The sequence below is a fragment of the Enterobacter cloacae complex sp. P14RS genome (assembly GCF_014895895.1).
Classification (GTDB): Bacteria; Pseudomonadota; Gammaproteobacteria; order Enterobacterales; family Enterobacteriaceae; genus Enterobacter; species Enterobacter bugandensis.
Genome location: NZ_JADBQM010000028.1, coordinates 63,337 through 81,240 on the forward strand (window position 1 = coordinate 63,337; position 17,904 = coordinate 81,240).

Here is a 17,904-nt window from a genome sequence, read left to right on the forward strand (position 1 = left end):
ATTCTATGGTCCTTTCGCATCAGGCGAAAAGTCGTGTACCGGCAAAGGTGCAGTCGTTTATACATGGAGAATTTGATGGCAAGCAGTAACTTGATTAAACAATTGCAAGAGCGGGGCCTCGTGGCCCAGGTGACGGACGAGGAAGCGTTAGCAGAGCGACTGGCGCAAGGCCCGATCGCGCTCTATTGCGGCTTCGATCCCACCGCTGACAGCTTGCATTTGGGGCATCTTGTTCCATTGTTATGCCTGAAACGCTTCCAGATGGCGGGCCATAAGCCTGTTGCCCTGGTGGGCGGCGCGACCGGTCTGATTGGTGACCCGAGCTTTAAAGCCGCGGAGCGTAAGCTGAACACCGAAGATACCGTGCAGGAGTGGGTGGATAAGATCCGCAAACAGGTTGCACCGTTCCTCGACTTCAACTGTGGTGATAACTCTGCCATTGCTGCTAACAACTACGACTGGTTTGGCGGCATGAACGTGCTGACCTTCCTGCGTGACATCGGCAAGCACTTCTCTGTTAACCAGATGATTAACAAAGAAGCGGTCAAGCAGCGTCTGAACCGTGACGATCAGGGTATCTCCTTTACCGAGTTCTCCTACAACCTGCTGCAGGGCTATGACTTTGCCTGCCTGAACAAGCTGCACGGCGTCTCTCTGCAGATCGGCGGCTCTGACCAGTGGGGGAACATCACCTCCGGTATCGACCTGACCCGTCGTCTGCATCAGAACCAGGTCTTCGGCCTGACCGTTCCGCTGATCACCAAAGCAGACGGCACCAAATTCGGTAAAACCGAAGGCGGCGCGGTATGGCTCGATCCGAAGAAAACCAGCCCGTACAAATTCTATCAGTTCTGGATCAACACGGCGGATGCCGATGTTTACCGCTTCCTGAAGTTCTTCACCTTCATGGACATTGCCGAGATCAATGCGCTGGAAGAGGAAGATAAGAACAGCGGTAAAGCGCCGCGTGCCCAGTACGTGCTGGCGGACGAAGTGACCAAACTGGTTCATGGTGAAGAGGGCCTGGCCGCGGCAAAACGCATCACCGCAAGCCTGTTCAACGGTACGCTGAGCGATCTGAGCGAAGCGGACTTCGAACAGCTGGCGCAGGACGGCGTGCCGATGGTTGAGATGGAAAAAGGGGCTGACCTGATGCAGGCGCTGGTGGACTCTGAGCTCCAGCCTTCCCGTGGTCAGGCGCGTAAAACCATCGCCTCCAACGCTATCACCATCAACGGTGAAAAGCAGGCTGATCCGGAATACACCTTCGTTGACAGCGATCGTCTGTATGGCCGCTACACGCTGCTGCGCCGCGGTAAGAAAAACTACTGTCTGGTCTGCTGGAAGTAAGTAAAAGTCTCGAGGGGCGTGGGAAACCACGCCCTTTTTGTTTGTTCAGGGTTTGGTAAGAAAAAGATGAAGAACATCCTCGCCATTCAGTCCCACGTTGTGTTTGGACATGCTGGCAATAGCGCAGCGGAATTCCCGATGCGCCGCCTCGGCGCCAACGTCTGGCCTCTCAATACCGTGCAGTTCTCTAACCACACGCAATACGGCAAATGGACCGGCTGCGTGATGCCGCCTTCGCATCTCACAGAGGTTGTGCAGGGTATTGCGGATATCGACCAGCTCAAGCGCTGCGACGCCGTTCTGAGCGGCTACCTCGGCTCAGCGGAGCAGGGGGAACACATCCTCGGCATCGTCCGTCAGGTGAAAGCGGCAAACCCGGCGGCAAAATATTTCTGCGACCCCGTCATGGGACACCCGGAGAAAGGCTGCATTGTGGCGCCTGGCGTAGCGGAATTTCACGTTCGCCATGCGCTGCCCGCCAGCGATATCATTGCGCCCAACCTGATTGAGCTGGAGATCCTCTGCGAGCATCCGGTTAACAGCGTAGAAGAGGCTGTACGCGCGTCTCGCGAGCTGATAGCCCAGGGGCCGGAGATTGTGCTGGTAAAACATCTCGCCCGCGCAGGGCTGACCCAGGAGCGTTTTGAGATGCTGCTGGTGACGAAAGATGACGCATGGCATATCAGCCGTCCGCTGGTGGATTTCGGCACGCGTCAGCCGGTGGGCGTGGGTGATGTGACCAGCGGACTGCTGCTGGTGAAACTGTTGCAGGGTGCAACGGTGAAAGACGCGCTGGAGCACGTGACGGCAGCGGTGTACGAAATTATGATTGCGACGAAAGAGATGCAGGAATATGAACTGCAGGTGGTCGTGGCACAGGATCGTATCGCGAAGCCGGAGCACTATTTCAGCGCCACACGGCTATAATCGTCCTGAGTTCGTAGGCCGGGTGAGCGTCAGCGCCACCCGGCAACACAGACGCCTCGCTTAATTCAACCCTTCCGCTTTTAGCGCAGCGGCCACTGCTGGACGCTCCGCCACGCGCGCCATATACGATGCGATATGGTCCAACCCTTCCAGGTTCAGCTTAACCGCACGCGCCCAGCGCAGTACGGTAAACAGGTACGCGTCGGCAATGGTGAAGCGTGAACCACAAATCCACTGATCGTCTTTCAGCGATTCGTTAACATACTGCAGCTTTTTCTCCAGCAGAGCTCGCACGGTAGGCTTGTACTCTTCCGGCGTATCCGGGCGGAAGAGGGGGGTAAAACCTTTGTGCAGCTCGGTGGCGATATAGTTCAACCACTCCAGCGTTTTATAACGTGCGACGCTGCCGGTAGGGGCAAGGAGCTGGCGATCCGGTACGTTGTCCGCCAGGAATTGCATAATCGCCACGCCTTCGGTCAGCAGAGTTCCGTCATCCAGCAGCAGGGCCGGAACCTGCCCTTTTGGGTTAATCGCAAAAAAGTCATCCCCGTTTTCCAGGCGCTTTTTCATCAGATCAACGCCATCCAGCGTGAAATCTTTGCCGCTCTCGCGCAGGGTGATATGGGAAGCAAGAGAGCACGCGCCCGGTTTGTAGAACAGTTTCATCGGTAACTCCTTTTTGCTGAGGTTTCAGCTATGTTAGTGCGCGAAGGGACAAAAAAAAAGCCGCTAATCTCTTAGCGGCTTCTGTTCTGTCGTTTCTCTCAGATATCACGCGGTAGCGGTTTTATTCACTTCCGCCGTCTTGTCGTCGTCCTGAGTCATTCGATTCAGTTTCGGCGCGGTCAGCAGCATCAGCGCCGCGATAACCGCCGTAGCGATACCAATCTGCATGAACACGGTACCGTAGACGTTCAGGGAGAGCAGCGGATCGGTCACGTTTTCTGGCACAGCCATCAGGTTCGCGATCTTACCGGCGATGATAGCCGCACCGGCAGTGGTCAGGAACCAGCTACCCATAATGAAGCCCATCAGACGCTGTGGAACCAGCTGTGCAACCATCGCCAGACCCAGACCGGAGATCATCAGTTCGCCGATAGACTGCAGCGCGTAGCTCAGGATCAGCCAGTTAACGGACACGATACCGGCGTCGGACGCAAACTTAGTCCCCAGCGGCAGCACCAGGAACGCACCAGAACAGAGCACCATACCCACCGCGAACTTGTGCGGCATTGGCAGACGATCGCCCATCTTGTTATAGATTGCGGCCAGAATCGGGGAACCGATCATGATCCAGAAGGGGTTCAGCGCCTGGAACTGCTCAGGTTCGAATGCGATACCCAGGATAGAGTGCTCAACGTTACGAATAGCGAAGAAGTTCAGAGAGGTTGGCATCTGGCTGTACAGCACGAAGAAGATAATCGCTTCCAGCATCAGAATGAACGCCACAATCATCTTACGACGGGCTGCACCCTTCATAGCGAACGCTTCTTTCGCGAAGATGACCACGATGCCCAGCGCAACTACGCCCAGAACGGCACGAGCGATACCCTGGTTGTGCAGCAGCCAGGTGGCGATCGCCGCCAGGACGACAACGCCCACGATGGTAGCCAGCAGCTTGCCCATGTGGACAGGCTCGAAGTCAGGTTTTGAACCGTAGTCTTTCACCCAGTTGCGGCAGAACAGGAAGTTTACCACGGTGATCAGCATACCCACGAAGCTCAGCGCAAACGCCACGCTCCAGCCGAATTTCGCGGCCAGCCATGGGGTTGCCAGCATGGAAAAGAAGGAACCGATGTTGATGGACATGTAGTACATGGTAAATGCACCGTCCAGACGTGGGTCATCTTTGCTGTAGCAGGTTGAGAGCAGGGAAGACGGGTTCGCTTTGAACAGGCCGTTACCCACGGCGATGGTTGCCATGCCCATGTAGACCACAGCCGCATCATGTCCTGACCATGCAACCAGACCATAGCCAATAGCCAGAACAATGGCACCCAGCATAATGACGCGCTTAGTACCGAGAACTTTATCACCCAGCCAGCCGCCGATAGCAACCAGACCGTAAACGAGGGCACTAAAGGAGGAGAACAGCGTGATGGAATCGGCTTCGGACATACCCAGCTGTTTAACCAGGTAAACCGCCATGATCCCTTGCAGGCCGTAGTAACCAAAACGCTCCCATAACTCGATAGAGAAGATGAGATAAAACGCTTTCGGTTGTTTAAAAGCGTTCAGACTCACGCTTTCATCTGTTGGTTTATTGTTTGCAGTCGACACATATACCTCTTTTTTTACATCCCATATTAACGGGGGTGTTCATAGCGTGATGGCCGTAGCCCATCCGCCTTATAGTTATATTGGGAGGAGAAACGGCGGGTAATGTTCACTATCCTGCCCCGTCTGGCAATACGTTTGTAATAATCTGTTACATATATCTTGAACGGTATAATTGTCGGTTTCTACAAATGTTATTTAGCGTTAAATTTTATACGATAACTAAAGGTAGTTTTTTCGACTGGTATACACCCAGTGCGATGGGGTTTTGGCGATATGTTCTGCTATTTGCCGCTTGTTGTAGTGATATAGCCCATATTCTGAAAAATAGCTGGTCTTATCTTCCGGCTAAACGCATTTAAATCTTGCCCGGCAAAGGGTTTGCGATGACTTTGACTACAAAAAATCAACATGACGTTATCAGAGTGATCGCGATCACAGATGTATAGAAATTTTTGGCTATGAAAAAAGTATTAACCTGTTTGAGCGTTATAGAGCCGAACAAGTGACAAGTCAGAAGAAAGTAAGAGCGGACAAATAACGGCCAAAAGAAGAACGAACGGTAGCCCTTCTTTTGGCAAGGGATTATGACGGTCAGGGATAGACTTTTTCTTTATATTCGCAGAGATCTTCAATAACGCAGGAGCCGCAGCGCGGCTTTCGGGCTATGCAGGTATAACGACCGTGCAAAATCAGCCAGTGGTGGCAGTCAACCTTGAATTCGGCAGGAACCACTTTTAACAGCTTCTCTTCTACCTGCTCGACATTTTTCCCTGGGGCGAAGTTGGTCCGGTTTGAGACCCGGAATATATGCGTATCAACGGCGATGGTCGGCCAGCCAAACGCGGTATTGAGCACAACGTTCGCGGTTTTACGCCCCACGCCCGGCAAGGCTTCCAGCGCGGCGCGATCTTCCGGTACTTCGCCTCCGTGCTGTTCCAGCAGGATCCGACAGGTCTTAATTACGTTCTCGGCTTTGCTGTTAAACAGGCCGATTGTTTTGATATAGGACTTCACGCCTTCCACGCCCAGCTCCAGCATGGCCTTCGGCGTATTGGCGACCGGATAGAGCAGGGCAGTGGCTTTATTGACGCTCACGTCAGTCGCCTGCGCAGAGAGCAACACCGCGATCAGCAGCTCAAACGGGGAGGTAAAATTCAGCTCCGTCGTCGGGTGCGGGTTCTCGTCCCGCAGACGGGTCAGGATCGCAATGCGCTTTTCTTTATTCATGAGGCCTTCTCGGGTGTCCCTTCCAGAACGCTGCGCTCAGCCGCGCGGCGCTTACGTTTCTCATCAATCAGGTATTTTATTGCCAGCATCATGCCGAGGCCAATAAACGCGCCGGGCGGCAGCATCGCCAGCAGGAACGGCGTATCGGTGTGAAACACCTCAACGCGCAGCGCTTTAGCCCAGCCGCCCAGCAGCGCATCTGCGCCGTCGAACAGCGTACCGTTGCCGAGGATTTCACGCAGCGAGCCCAGCACGAACATGGCGCACGTGGCGCCCATGCCAATGGAAAAACCATCCAGCGCCGACATGGCCGGGCTGTTTTTCACCGCGAACGCTTCCGCACGCCCGACCACGATACAGTTGGTGACGATAAGAGGAATGAAGATCCCGAGCGACTGGTACAGACCAAACGCGTAGGCGTTAATCAGCATCTGGACAATACTGACCACCGACGCAATGATCATGACGTAAATCGGAATACGAATTTCCGACGGCGTCCAGCGTCGCAGGGCAGAGATGGAGAGGTTGGTCAGGGTCAATACCAGCGTGGTTGCCAGACCCAGACCGAGCGCGTTGGTGGCGGTGGATGTCACCGCCAGCAGGGGGCACATACCCAGAAGCTGTACCAGCGCGGAGTTGTTCTTCCACAATCCCTGGACAATAACCTCTTTAACCTGGCTCATGATTACTCCTCACAGGCCGGAAGATTGTTGATCTGCGCGGGCAGCGTTTCAGCGTACAGCCCGGCTCGTTTTACGGCGTTTACCACCGCCCGCGGGGTGATGGTTGCGCCCGTGAACTGGTCAAACTCGCCGCCGTCTTTCTTCACCGCAAACGCGGTGTCATCTTCACCATGGATCACTTTACCGGCAAAGTGCAAAATCCAGTCGCTTAAACGCGTTTCGATTTTATCGCCCAGGCCCGGCGTTTCATGATGCTCCGTCACGCGGGTGCCCAGCACGGTGCCGGAAAAATCGCTGCCCACGAGCAGCTGTATGGCGCCGGAGTAACCGTCAGGCGCCGTGGCTTCCATTACCGCGCCTACCGGCTTATCCCCTTTACGGGCGATAAAAACGCGGTGCGGGCCTTTCCCAAGCTGCGGCGCGTCTACCACAAAGCAGCTTTTTTGCAGGTCATTATCGTAGAAATCGGACGGGATCACCTGATCGAACAGCGCCTTTTGCTGCTTCGAGGCCTGTTCTTCGATGGTCGTTTTGGTCAGCGCATTAACCAGTGCCGTCAGCCCCGTCAGGACCGCGGCGAAGACAGCCAGCGTGACGCCGTGTTTTTGCATCGTTTTTAACATGGCGAAACCCTTAGCGATGGCCGTACACGCGGGGGCGCGTGTAATAGTCGATGAGCGGAACGGTAATATTGGCGAGCAGGACGGCAAAGGCCACGCCGTCCGGGTAGCCACCGAAGCTGCGGATGAGCCAAACCAGCAGGCCAGCCAGCGCGCCGAAGATCAGGCGTCCGCGGTTAGTCGTTGAGGCCGTCACCGGATCCGTCAGGATAAAGAAGGCACCCAGCATGGTCGCGCCGGAGAGCAGGTGCATCTGCGGGCTGGCTAGCGATTCAGGAGAGAATACCCAGCCCAGCGTGGCGCAGAACGCCAGCGTTACCAGGAAGCTGACCGGAATATGCCAGCGGATGGCTTTCTGCTGCAACAGGAACAGGCCGCCCAGCAGATACGCCAGGTTGACCCACTGCCAGCCGGCTCCCGCCAGCACGCCGCTGTAGATGGCGGACTTCATAATTTGCTCAACGCTGTGCCCGGCATGCAGGGACGTTTTAAACGTATCGAGCGGCGTCGCCTGGCTGATTCCGTCCACGCCCATACGCAGCGCGTTCATATCAGCACCCAGCGCCGTATGGCCGGTAAAGATCACCTGCAGAGCATCCATAAAGCCGGGGACCGTGGCTGCAATCTCGTGCGGTGGCAGCCAGCTGGTCATCTGTACCGGGAAGGAGATCAGCAGCACCACGTAGCCAATCATCGCCGGGTTAAACGGGTTATGACCGAGGCCGCCATAGAGCTGTTTGGCAATAATCACGGCAAACACGGTGCCGAGCACCACCATCCACCACGGGGCAAGCGGGGGAATGCTGATGGCCAGCAGCAGGCCGGTCAGCAGAGCGGAGTTGTCCGCCAGGATGCGGGAAACCGCCATCTTGCGCAGCTTCAGCACGAGGGCTTCCGCGGCGACGGCGCTGGCGCATCCAAGAGCTATCTGGAACAGAGTTCCCCAGCCGAAAAACCAGCACTGAACGGCAATGCCCGGTAGCGCCGCCAGGCAGACCAGCATCATGATGCGCGAGGTCTGGCGCTGATTGTGGGTGTAAGGGGAACTTGCGATTCTGAAAACCATTTAATCCTCGTTTACGGCTTGCTGTGCGGCTTTCTTTGCCTGAACGCGCGCAATGGCGGCGGCGACGGCGGCCTTGCGCGGGTCATCGTTGGCGGCCTGCGGCTGCTCTTCCTGCTGTGCTGCTTTGCGCGCTTTGGCGCGGGCTATCGCTGCTTCAACGGCAGCTTTACGTGGGTCGACCGGTGCTTCAGGTTCTGCGGCTGGCGCCTGCTGCGCTGCTTTGCGCGCTTTGGCGCGGGCAATCGCCGCTTCAACGGCAGCTTTACGCGGATCGACCGGTTCCTGTTCAACCACCACTGGCTGCTCCCCGGCCTTGCGCGCTTTGGCACGGGCTATTGCCGCTTCGACGGCGGCTTTGCGTAGATCGATTTCAGCTTCCGGTTGCGCCGCTTGCGCTTTTTCCGCCTGACGGGCGCGGGCCGCAGCTTTACGCGCTTCGCGGGCGGCAATCGCTTCGCTGTTATCCGGTTTTTCACCGGCCTGGATCACCAGCGTCTGGGCGGCACTGGCTTTTTTCTCGCGAACTCGCGCCAGTGCGGCGTTGATTGCATCCTGATCTTTCCCGGCAGGCTGAACGGCGGCCTGCTTATGTCGCTCCTGACGAGCCATCTTCTCACGTTCGAGACGCGCCTGACGCGCTTCGAAACGTGCCTTGGCTTCCGCGGCGCGCTTTTCTTCCATGGAGATGGCATAAATCTCGGCCTTCTCCTGGCGGAAATACTGCACCAGAGGAATGTTGCTTGGGCAGACCCAGGCGCAGGCGCCGCATTCGATGCAGTCGGCCAGGTTATGGGCTTTGGCTTTATCGTGTAGCTGGCCTTTGCTGTACCAGTACAGCTGCTGCGGGAGGAGATCCGCCGGGCAGGCATCGGCACAGGCGCTGCAGCGGATGCAGCCTTTCTCTTCCTGCTCCTCCCCCATTTCGGTTGGGGAAGGGGCGAGCAGGCAGTTGGTGATTTTCACTACCGGAACGTCGAGCCACGGCAGGGTAAAGCCCATCAGCGGACCGCCCATGATCACCATCTGGTCGCTGGCAGGGCAAAATTCAGCCTGTTCCAGCAGATGGCGCACCGGCGTGCCGAGGCGCGCCCAGACGTTACCCGGACGAGAGACAGACTCTCCGGTCAGTGTTACCACGCGCTCGGTCAACGGCTCGCCGTCAATCACCGCACGCTTGACGGCGTAAGCGGTGCCGACGTTTTGCATCAGCACGCCGATATCCGACGAGCGTCCGCCGTGCGGGACCTGCTTGCCGGTGAGGATTTGCGTCAGCTGCTTTGCGCCGCCAGAGGGGTACTTGGTCGGAATGACGCGCAGGGCGATATCATGGCTACCGGCCAGCACGGCGCGCAGCATTGAGATGGCCTGCGGTTTATTGTCTTCGATACCGATCAGCACTTCCCGCGGCTGCAGAATGTGCGCAAGGATGCGGATACCTTCCACCACCTGGGCGGCGCAATCCTGCATCAGACGATCGTCGGCGGTGATGTACGGCTCGCACTCGGCGGCGTTGATAATCAGCGTCTGAATCTTATCGCCACCGCCGCGCAGCTTGACGCCGGTCGGGAAGCCTGCGCCGCCAAGCCCGGCGACGCCGAACTGATGAATACGCTCGATGAGCGCTTCGCGGCTCTGGCTGCGGTAGTCGCTCCAGCCGTCACGGTCAATCCAGCGATCTTCACCGTCGGCTTCAATAATCACGCTCAGTTCCGACAGCGCGGACGGATGCGCCACCGTATGAGGGGCAATTGCCACCACTTTCCCGGAAGTAGGGGCGTGTACCGGCAGCATACGTCCGCGTCCGAAGGTCAGCGGCTGACCGCGCAGCACCGTATCGCCTTCTTTCACGCACAGCTCGCCCTCAGCGCCAATATGCTGCTTGAGCGGCATGACGTAACGCGTCGCCAGCGGAATTTGACGCAGCGGCGTGCCGTTGGACTGGGTTTTCATCTCTGGCGGATGGATACCGCCGTCAAAGTCCCAGATCTTCTCTTTTCTGAAAGCAGAAAATAACTTAAGCATGTTGTTCCACAGGAATATTGCGAACCGGAATGGTTTGAAGATCCCACTTCCAGCTTTCGGTAGTCGTTTCAACCGGGCGCAGCTCTATACATTGCGTCGGGCAGGGGGCCACGCAGAGGTTACAGCCGGTGCAGAGATCCGCCACAACGGTGTGCATGGCGCGGGTCGCGCCAACAATGGCGTCGACCGGACAGGCCTGAATACATTTGGTGCAGCCGATGCAGTTTGCTTCGTCGATCACCGCGAGGGCACGGACCGGCTCCTGGACTTCCGCATCGCCATCAACGGGCTGCGGATCGACGTTAAGCAGGGCGGCAATTTTCAGCATCACCGCTTCGCCGCCGGGCGCACAGCGGTTAATTTTTTCACCCTGAATGCCTACCGCTTCAGCGTAAGGGCGGCAGCCCGGGTAGCCGCACTGTCCACACTGACTTTGCGGCAAAAGCTCATCAATTTTTTCAACAACAGGATCGTCCTCTACCGCGAAACGGCGGGAGGCGTAACCCAGGATAAGGCCAAACACCAACCCCAGGACGCTGATAGAGGCGATGGCAATCCAGATAGCATTCATTACAACTTCACCAGACCACTAAAGCCCATAAAGGCCAGAGACATTAAACCCGCGGTCACCAGCGCAATGGCATTACCGCGAAATGGCGCAGGGATATCCGCTGCTGCCAGACGTTCGCGAATCGACGCGAACAGCACCATAACAAATGAGAAACCGACAGCGGCGGAGAAACCGTACAGCGCCGACTGCATGAAGTTATGGCCAAGGTTGATGTTCAGCAGCGCCACGCCAAGCACCGCACAGTTGGTGGTGATCAGCGGCAGGAAGATACCCAGCAGGCGATAGAGCGCCGGGCTGGTTTTGCGCACCACCATTTCGGTAAATTGCACTACCACCGCAATGACCAGAATAAACGCCAGCGTGCGGAGATAGATTAACCCCAGCGGGATGAGGATCCAGGTGTCAATCAACCACGCGCAGATAGACGCCAGCGTCATGACGAAGGTCGTCGCCAGCCCCATGCCCATCGCCGTTTCCAGCTTTTTGGACACGCCCATAAACGGGCACAGGCCAAGGAACTTCACCAGAACGAAGTTGTTAACCAGCACGGTGCCGACAAAGAGCAGTAAGTAATCGGTCATTATTTAGCCTGAAATAAAAAAGCCGCCTATTATCGGACAAACCGGGGCAGGCGACAACAGGTTATCTGTAAGGTTATTACGGGTTCACGAAGGTGTTTTTCACACGCGTTGAACGTTTGAAATAGGGCACCAGTAGCGCCGCAGCCAGTAACGGGAAAAGCAGCTGGCGGACAGCAAGCGCGTCAGACACGGGCGAGAAAGCAAACGCTTTAACCGCCAGCAGGACCGAGACCAGCAGCCAGATAATGTAGTGCTTAGGCACACTCTTGCGGCGCTTAAAGAAGGCGATAGTCAGCCACAGGGTGTAGTACCACATCCCAATCGCGAAAACGAAAGACACAAACCACATCGCTATATTCAGCACGCTTTGCGACATCAGGGTCTGAATAGCGTGAGGGGTAATCAGTGCGGTGGTATAAAGCAGCAGCGCAAGCGATGCGCTTAATAAAGCAACCAGCAGCCATGCCAGTGGGGCGATTAACCAGCCTCCGATGCGTTCTCCAGGCGTTGCGGTCATGAACTCTCCCATTATCTGCGCGAAATGTTGTACAGCCAGTTTGCAGGGCGGAGAGTATATAACATTTCGCGCGGATGGCTACTTTCTTATAAAACGTAACGCCATACGGACTTCGGGACCTCGCCGACGTTGAACAAGCGTCCGCCGGACACCAGCTCCGCACGGCGATGGTCAGCGGCGCGATACATATTGATGATGTCCTGATTATCCGACAGGGTGTAGTTCAGATGGTCAAACAGTTTTTCCAGGCTCTCAAGCGAATTGATCTTGCGAAATTTTAATAAATAGTCCTGAACTGTCATATTAATAATTTTCCATATAAAAGTGAGTAATACCAGTTAAGGTAATTCGGTCGAATAATAAACGGATTAATACAGACGTAAACAGCCCACTCAGATAACGCGACGAAATTAGGAGTTTTCTTTGCTGAAATTCAGGCACCGAAGGTGATGCCTGGAAGAGAAGGTTAACCGCGTTCACCAGGGCTGGCAATACGAAACTGACACATTATGTCACTCTTTAAAGCAGCAACCGGTTACTTAGGATGGGTGACGGCAGCAGGCTCCGGCGGCTGGTAGTTATCAATATGGCTGGCTACGCCGAGCAAAATGACCGAAACCCCAAGAACAATCCATCCCGCTAATTCAATGATTCGATTAATAATTGATGCCATGATTCACTGTTGTAATTTATCCATAAATACAGGTCGCAAATGTTACAGCGCTGTTTCTCTGACGGCAAGCGCTTTGGGAACGATTCCCTTAAACAAAATCAGAAGGTTAATACTATGTAACAAAAATAGCCGTTACAGCCTGCTATTTTAAGCGCCATGGCTCATTATTAATGAGGGCAATGCCAGAAAGGCCAGTATGAAATAAGAAACGCAAAAAGAGGACAACACGATGAGTGATAACATCCGCGTCGGGCTTATAGGCTACGGGTACGCGAGCAAAACGTTTCATGCGCCTCTGATAGCCGGAACGCCGGGAATGGCGCTGGCGGCGGTATCCAGCAGCGACGCCGCCAAAGTCCATGCTGACTGGCCCGCAGTGCCGGTTGTCTCCGAGCCTAAACACCTTTTCAACGATCCGAATATCGATTTAATTGTTATTCCCACCCCGAACGACACGCACTTCCCGCTGGCGAAAGCCGCGCTGGAAGCCGGGAAGCACGTCGTTGTTGACAAACCCTTCACCGTGACGTTGTCACAGGCGCGTGAGCTGGAGGCGCTGGCAAAAAGCCTGGGCAGAGTGCTGTCCGTTTTCCATAACCGCCGCTGGGACAGCGACTTCCTGACGGTTAAAACGCTTCTCGGGGAAGGCACGTTAGGAGAGATCGTTTTTTTTGAATCGCACTTTGACCGCTTCCGTCCGCAGGTGAGAAACCGCTGGCGCGAGCAGGCTGGTCCGGGCAGCGGCATCTGGTACGATTTAGCCCCGCATCTGCTGGACCAGGCCGTGAATCTGTTTGGGCTGCCGGTGAGCATGACGGTCGATCTGGCCCAGCTGAGGCCCGGTGCGCAGACAACGGATTACTTCCACGCGGTGTTGAGTTACCCGCAGCGGCGGATTGTGCTGCACAGCACGATGGTCGCGGCCGCGGAATCTGCCCGCTATATCATCCACGGCACGCGCGGGAGCTACGTGAAGTTTGGCCTCGATCCGCAGGAAGATCGCCTCAAAAACGGTGAACGTCTGCCGCAGGAAGACTGGGGCTATGATATGCGCGACGGCGTCGTGACACGGACGGAAGGTGAGGAGCTGGTTGAGGAAACCCTGTTAACGATCCCGGGTAACTATCCGGCTTATTATGCTGCCATCCGCGATGCGCTGAACGGCACGGGAGAGAATCCGGTTCCGGCCAGCCAGGCGATTCAGATTATGGAGCTGATTGAGCTGGGGATCGAATCTGCCAAACATCGCGCCACGCTCTGTCTGGCATAAGTTTTAAATGCTTTTGTATGCCGGGTAAGGCCTAGCCGCCACCCGGCAAAGGGTTTACGCGGTTGCCACCTTATCCCGCAGCGCCTGCTTCTCCGCAGGCGTCAGGAAGGCGATCTCCAGCCCGTTGATCTGCGCCTGACGGATCTGCTCGCGGCTCAGGCCCGCCTGCGGTGCGGCGATGTTGTACTCGTGGATGATATCCACGCCCTGAACCGCCGGATCGTCCGTGTTCAGCGAGGCCAGCACGCCGTGCTCAAGGAACGTTTTCAGCGGGTGCTGCGCCAGCGTTGCCACGGTGCTGGTCTGAATGTTGGACGTCAGGCACGACTCAATGCCGATGCGCTGCTCCGCCAGGAAATCCATCAGGGCGCGGTCTTCTACCGCCTTCACGCCGTGGCCGATACGCTCGGCGCCCAGCTCGCGGATGGCCTGCCAGATGCTTTCCGGGCCCGCTGCTTCACCCGCATGGACGGTAATGTGCCAGCCGGCATCGCGCGCGCGGTTGAAGTGGGAGAGGAACAGGCTGCCGGGGAAGCCCAGCTCATCGCCGGCAAGGTCAACGGCGGTGATGGCGTCACGGTGCGCCAGCAGCGCTTCCAGCTCCTGCAGGCAGGCGGCTTCGCCGAACGTGCGGCTCATAATGCCGATCAGGCGGGCCTGAACGTCGAACGTTTTACACCCTTCGCGGACGCCTTCAATGACGGCTTCCACCACGCCTGCAACGGGCAGGTTGTGGGTCATCGCCATATAGCCTGGCGAGAAGCGCAGCTCGACGTAGTGCAGGCCGTTGCGGGCCGCGTCTTCAATGTTTTCAAACGCCACGCGGCGGCAGGCATCCAGCGAGGCCAGCATCTTCACGCCCCAGTCGAGTTTGCTCAGGAAGCTGACCAGGTCCGGTTCATTGGATGTGACCTGTACGTGCGGGATCAACGACTCAAGCGTCTGAGCGGGAAGCGTTAAGTTGAACTGGCGGCCAAGATCGAGGATGGTTTGGGCACGAATGTTACCGTCAAGGTGACGATGAATATCAGTTAAGGGCAGGCGTGTATCAATCATGGTCGCACTCTTTTCGGGTTAAAGTGCGCCATATTATAAAAACAAAACGGGGTAAAAAGCTATTTGCGCAAGGGAATATTCCGTTGCGCAAACAAATTACAGGAGCGTGTTGATCCCGGCGATGAGGCGCTGAACCCCTTGTTCCAGCTTGCTGCGTGGGCAGCCGGCGTTAAGGCGCACGAAGCCGTTACCCTCGTTTCCGTACGTGTATCCCGGCATGATGGCGACTTTTTGCTGCGCGATCAGCACTTTTTGCAGTGCCCTGTCATCAATGTTCAGCGGGCGCAGGTCAATCCAGGCCAGATAGGTTGCTTCCGGCGGCTGCCAGTTCAGTTTCGGAAAAGCACTGTTTAATTCCTGTGCGATATACAACAGATTCTCTTCCAGATAACGACGCAAGGCTTCCAGCCACGGCTCTCCCTGCTGATAGGCGGCGATATGGGCCGTCAGCGCCAACACGGAAGGGGAAGAGAGCCCATCTCGTCCTTTTAGCGCGCTGAGATAGCCGTTACGGCTCTCTTCATCGCCGATCAGGCCGTATGCGCCCGTCAGTGCCGGAATATTAAAGCTTTTCGAGCCGGAGGTGAGAAGCGCCCATTTGCCGCGCGCTACCGCATTCCACGGGGTGTGGCGATGCGCCCCCCACACCATGTCCATATGAATTTCATCGCTGATAACTGCCACGTCATAGCGCTCACAGAGTTCCGCCATCTGCGTCAATTCATCCCGCGTCCAGACCTTGCCGGTCGGGTTCTGCGGGCTGCACAGCAGCAGAATTTTGTTTTCCGGTTTCGCCAGGGCCGCTTCAAGCGCCGCCATATTGCCCTGCCAGCCAGCCGCCTGCTTTTCCATCTCAACAGCCACAACCTGACGCGCATTGCCTCCAATGGCGTTGTAAAACGCATCGTACGCCGGTGTGTGGACCACCACGCCGTCACCGGGCTTTGACCAGAGGCGGATCAGCTCTGACACCATGTAGATGACGGAAGGGCCATAAACGATGGTTTCTTTATCAATGCGGCTGTTAAAGCGTTGCCGAAACCAGTGCTCAACAGCGGCAAGAAACTCGTCGTTTTTCCAGCGGCTGTAGCCCAGCACGCCGTGGTTGATGCGCTGATGCAGCGCGTCGGTAATGCAGGGGGCGGTGGCGAAGTCCATATCCGAGATGGTGAAGGGCAGCAGATCCGCCGCGCCAAAGCGGTCGGCGACGTAGTCCCACTGCGTACACCAGGTGCCGTGACGATCCACGACGGTAGAAAAATCAAACATGACGTTAATCCTTAAAGTAAAACCCCCTCATGAGAGGGGGTTGAGGCATCAGGCTTCTACTGTTCGCATCAGGGTTGCCAGCTCATCTTTCACCGACTGAACCTGCGGGCCGATAACCACCTGCAAATTGTGCTGATTTAACTGTACCACGCCGATGGCCCGGTTGGCTTTCAGGGCGTTGGTATCCACTTTTGACATATCCGCCACCGACAGACGCAGGCGGGTGATGCAGTTATCCAGCGAGGTAATGTTATCCGCACCGCCCAGCGCAGCCAGAATGGCAGGGGTGTTATACCCGGATTTGCCCACGGTACCGGCCACCGCCTGCTCAACGCTGGTGGCGGTATCGGTATCGCGGCCCGGCGTTTTCAGGTTAAAGCGGGTGATGGCGAAGCGGAAGATACCGTAGTACACCGCGAACCAGATAGCCGCCACGACCGGCACCAGATACCACTTGGTTGACAGGCCGTGCAGGATCCCGAACACCACGAAGTCAATCACGTTGCCGTCGGTGTTGCCGATGGTGACGCCCAGCACCGCCATCACGGTAAAGCCCAGGCCGGTCAGCAGCGCGTGGATGAGATACAGCACCGGCGCAACAAACAGGAACAGGAATTCGATAGGCTCGGTGGTGCCGCCCACGACGCAGGCAATCACGCCGGAGATCAGCAGCCCTTTAATTTTATGTCGGTTTTCCGGGCGCGCGCAGTGGTACATCGCCAGCGCGGCACCCGGCAGGCCGCCGAGGAAGGCCGGCATTTTACCCTGAGACAGGAAGCGGGTGGCGCTTTCAGAGAAGCCGTGGGTAGTCGGACAGCTCAGCTGCGCCTGGAAGATGGTCAGCGCACCGCTCACGTCGTGACCGCACACCTCCATGGTACCGCCCGCTTCGGTGAAGCGAATCAGGGCCACCAGGATATGCTGCAGGCCGAACGGCAGCAGCAGACGCTCGCCGGTGCCGAAGATCATCGGACCAAAATCTCCCGCGCCGTTGATGATGCGGCCAATGCCGTTGATGCCCATCGCAAAGACCGGCCAGATCAGCGGAATGATCAGGCCGAACAGACCCATGACCACCAGGGTGACAATCGGCACGAAGCGGGTACCGCCGAAGAAGGCCAGGGCATCCGGCAGGCGGATATTGTGGAAGCGCTCGTGCAGCATCCAGATAATGACCCCGGCGATCACCGCTCCGAGGATCCCGGTATCAATAGACTGGATGCCAATCACGCTCTGAATGTTGTTGGCCTTCAGCACGGCAGCATCGGTCGTCGGCAGAATGCCTTTCGCGGTCAGCCAGAAGTTAACCGCCAGGTTCATCACGGCGTAACCCACAAACCCGGCAAACGCCGCGACGCCTTTATTCTCGCGGGCCAGGCCCAGCGGGATGGCGATGCAGAACATCACGGGCAGGAAGCTAAACGCGAAGGAGCCGACCTTACTCATCCAGATAAAGATCGCCTGCAGCACGGGAGTACCGAGGAACGGGATCAGCGTGATGACGTCTTTACTGCTCAGCGAACTGCCGATCCCGAGCATGATCCCGCAGAACGAGAGGAGCGCCACGGGCAGCATAAAGGTTTTACCCAGTTGCTGGAAAAACTCCCACAGCGATATTTTTTGTGCTGTTTTCGCCGTCATAAAACGACTCCTTTATTGTTAAAATCAGTTTGCCTGCTTCAATGCTGCGAGAAGATAAAACGTTTTATCAAAGTTTAGTGCGCGCTAAATCACATTCTCAGGCTTTGACTGGTAGTATAAAGATAACGTATTGATAAAACGTTTTACCGAT

General features: G+C 56.6%; 18 protein-coding genes. 3 read left to right on the plus strand and 15 right to left on the minus strand.

Annotated features, from left to right (window positions below; translation table 11 throughout):
* Positions 1–75 precede the first annotated feature (75 nt).
* The gene (tyrS, locus tag IM295_RS21765) at positions 76–1,350 is read left to right on the plus strand and encodes a tyrosine--tRNA ligase (protein WP_047368414.1); all 1,275 of its coding nucleotides are present in this window, start codon (positions 76–78) and stop codon (positions 1,348–1,350) included.
* A gap of 66 nt (positions 1,351–1,416) precedes the next feature.
* Positions 1,417–2,277: a pyridoxal kinase PdxY gene (gene pdxY / locus IM295_RS21770; RefSeq protein ID WP_193067311.1), complete on the plus strand. Its 861-nt coding sequence runs from the start codon at positions 1,417–1,419 to the stop codon at positions 2,275–2,277.
* A gap of 60 nt (positions 2,278–2,337) precedes the next feature.
* On the opposite strand, the gene gstA is transcribed toward pdxY, so the two are convergent.
* From gstA to blr, 12 genes are all read right to left on the minus strand, one after another.
* The gene (gene gstA, locus IM295_RS21775; protein ID WP_028012912.1) at positions 2,338–2,943 is read right to left on the minus strand and encodes a glutathione transferase GstA; all 606 of its coding nucleotides are present in this window, start codon (positions 2,941–2,943) and stop codon (positions 2,338–2,340) included.
* Between the two features lie 105 nt (positions 2,944–3,048).
* Positions 3,049–4,557, minus strand: coding sequence for a dipeptide/tripeptide permease DtpA (gene dtpA / locus IM295_RS21780; RefSeq protein WP_193067312.1), 1,509 nt, complete (start codon positions 4,555–4,557; stop codon positions 3,049–3,051).
* Positions 4,558–5,148: 591 nt separating this feature from the next.
* A complete protein-coding gene (gene nth / locus IM295_RS21785; protein ID WP_028012914.1) occupies positions 5,149–5,784 on the minus strand; it encodes an endonuclease III in 636 nt (211 codons plus the stop codon).
* Positions 5,781–6,467 (minus strand): electron transport complex subunit E, encoded by a 687-nt coding sequence (locus IM295_RS21790; protein WP_023617347.1) that lies wholly within the window; start codon positions 6,465–6,467, stop codon positions 5,781–5,783. Before IM295_RS21790 ends, nth begins: the two co-directional genes overlap by 4 nt.
* Positions 6,468–6,469: 2 nt before the next feature.
* Positions 6,470–7,090: an electron transport complex subunit RsxG gene (gene rsxG, locus IM295_RS21795; RefSeq protein ID WP_028012915.1), complete on the minus strand. Its 621-nt coding sequence runs from the start codon at positions 7,088–7,090 to the stop codon at positions 6,470–6,472.
* 10 nt (positions 7,091–7,100) lie between these two features.
* Positions 7,101–8,153 (minus strand): electron transport complex subunit RsxD, encoded by a 1,053-nt coding sequence (gene rsxD / locus IM295_RS21800; protein WP_063153897.1) that lies wholly within the window; start codon positions 8,151–8,153, stop codon positions 7,101–7,103.
* Positions 8,154–10,175 carry an electron transport complex subunit RsxC gene (gene rsxC, locus IM295_RS21805; protein ID WP_193067313.1) on the minus strand — a complete coding sequence of 674 codons (2,022 nt, stop codon included), beginning with the start codon at positions 10,173–10,175 and terminating at the stop codon, positions 8,154–8,156.
* On the minus strand, positions 10,168–10,746 hold the full coding sequence (gene rsxB, locus IM295_RS21810; protein ID WP_028012918.1) for an electron transport complex subunit RsxB: 579 nt from the start codon (positions 10,744–10,746) through the stop codon (positions 10,168–10,170). The genes rsxC and rsxB overlap by 8 nt, the downstream gene beginning before the upstream one ends.
* Positions 10,746–11,327, minus strand: a complete 582-nt coding sequence (rsxA, locus tag IM295_RS21815; protein ID WP_028012919.1) for an electron transport complex subunit RsxA — start codon at positions 11,325–11,327, stop codon at positions 10,746–10,748. Before rsxA ends, rsxB begins: the two co-directional genes overlap by 1 nt.
* A 76-nt stretch (positions 11,328–11,403) precedes the next feature.
* Positions 11,404–11,844 (minus strand): DUF2569 domain-containing protein, encoded by a 441-nt coding sequence (locus tag IM295_RS21820; protein WP_025758365.1) that lies wholly within the window; start codon positions 11,842–11,844, stop codon positions 11,404–11,406.
* Positions 11,845–11,930: 86 nt separating this feature from the next.
* Positions 11,931–12,146: a transcription modulator YdgT gene (gene ydgT, locus IM295_RS21825; protein WP_013096896.1), complete on the minus strand. Its 216-nt coding sequence runs from the start codon at positions 12,144–12,146 to the stop codon at positions 11,931–11,933.
* A 233-nt stretch (positions 12,147–12,379) separates the two neighbouring features.
* Entirely contained in the window at positions 12,380–12,505 is a 126-nt protein-coding gene (gene blr, locus IM295_RS21830; protein WP_168733269.1) for a division septum protein Blr, read from the minus strand.
* 241 nt (positions 12,506–12,746) lie between these two features.
* On the opposite strand from blr, the gene IM295_RS21835 reads away from it, so the two are divergent.
* Positions 12,747–13,787: an oxidoreductase gene (locus tag IM295_RS21835; protein WP_193067314.1), complete on the plus strand. Its 1,041-nt coding sequence runs from the start codon at positions 12,747–12,749 to the stop codon at positions 13,785–13,787.
* Between the two features lie 54 nt (positions 13,788–13,841).
* Here IM295_RS21835 and add read toward each other — a convergent pair whose 3' ends face one another.
* The 3 genes from add to malX all read right to left on the minus strand — a co-directional run bounded on the left by add (position 13,842) and on the right by malX (position 17,753).
* A complete protein-coding gene (add, locus tag IM295_RS21840; RefSeq protein ID WP_047368418.1) occupies positions 13,842–14,843 on the minus strand; it encodes an adenosine deaminase in 1,002 nt (333 codons plus the stop codon).
* 96 nt (positions 14,844–14,939) lie between these two features.
* Positions 14,940–16,112 carry a MalY/PatB family protein gene (locus tag IM295_RS21845; protein ID WP_193067315.1) on the minus strand — a complete coding sequence of 391 codons (1,173 nt, stop codon included), beginning with the start codon at positions 16,110–16,112 and terminating at the stop codon, positions 14,940–14,942.
* A gap of 48 nt (positions 16,113–16,160) precedes the next feature.
* Positions 16,161–17,753 (minus strand): maltose/glucose-specific PTS transporter subunit IIBC, encoded by a 1,593-nt coding sequence (gene malX, locus IM295_RS21850; RefSeq protein WP_028012923.1) that lies wholly within the window; start codon positions 17,751–17,753, stop codon positions 16,161–16,163.
* Between the last annotated feature and the right edge of the window lie 151 nt (positions 17,754–17,904).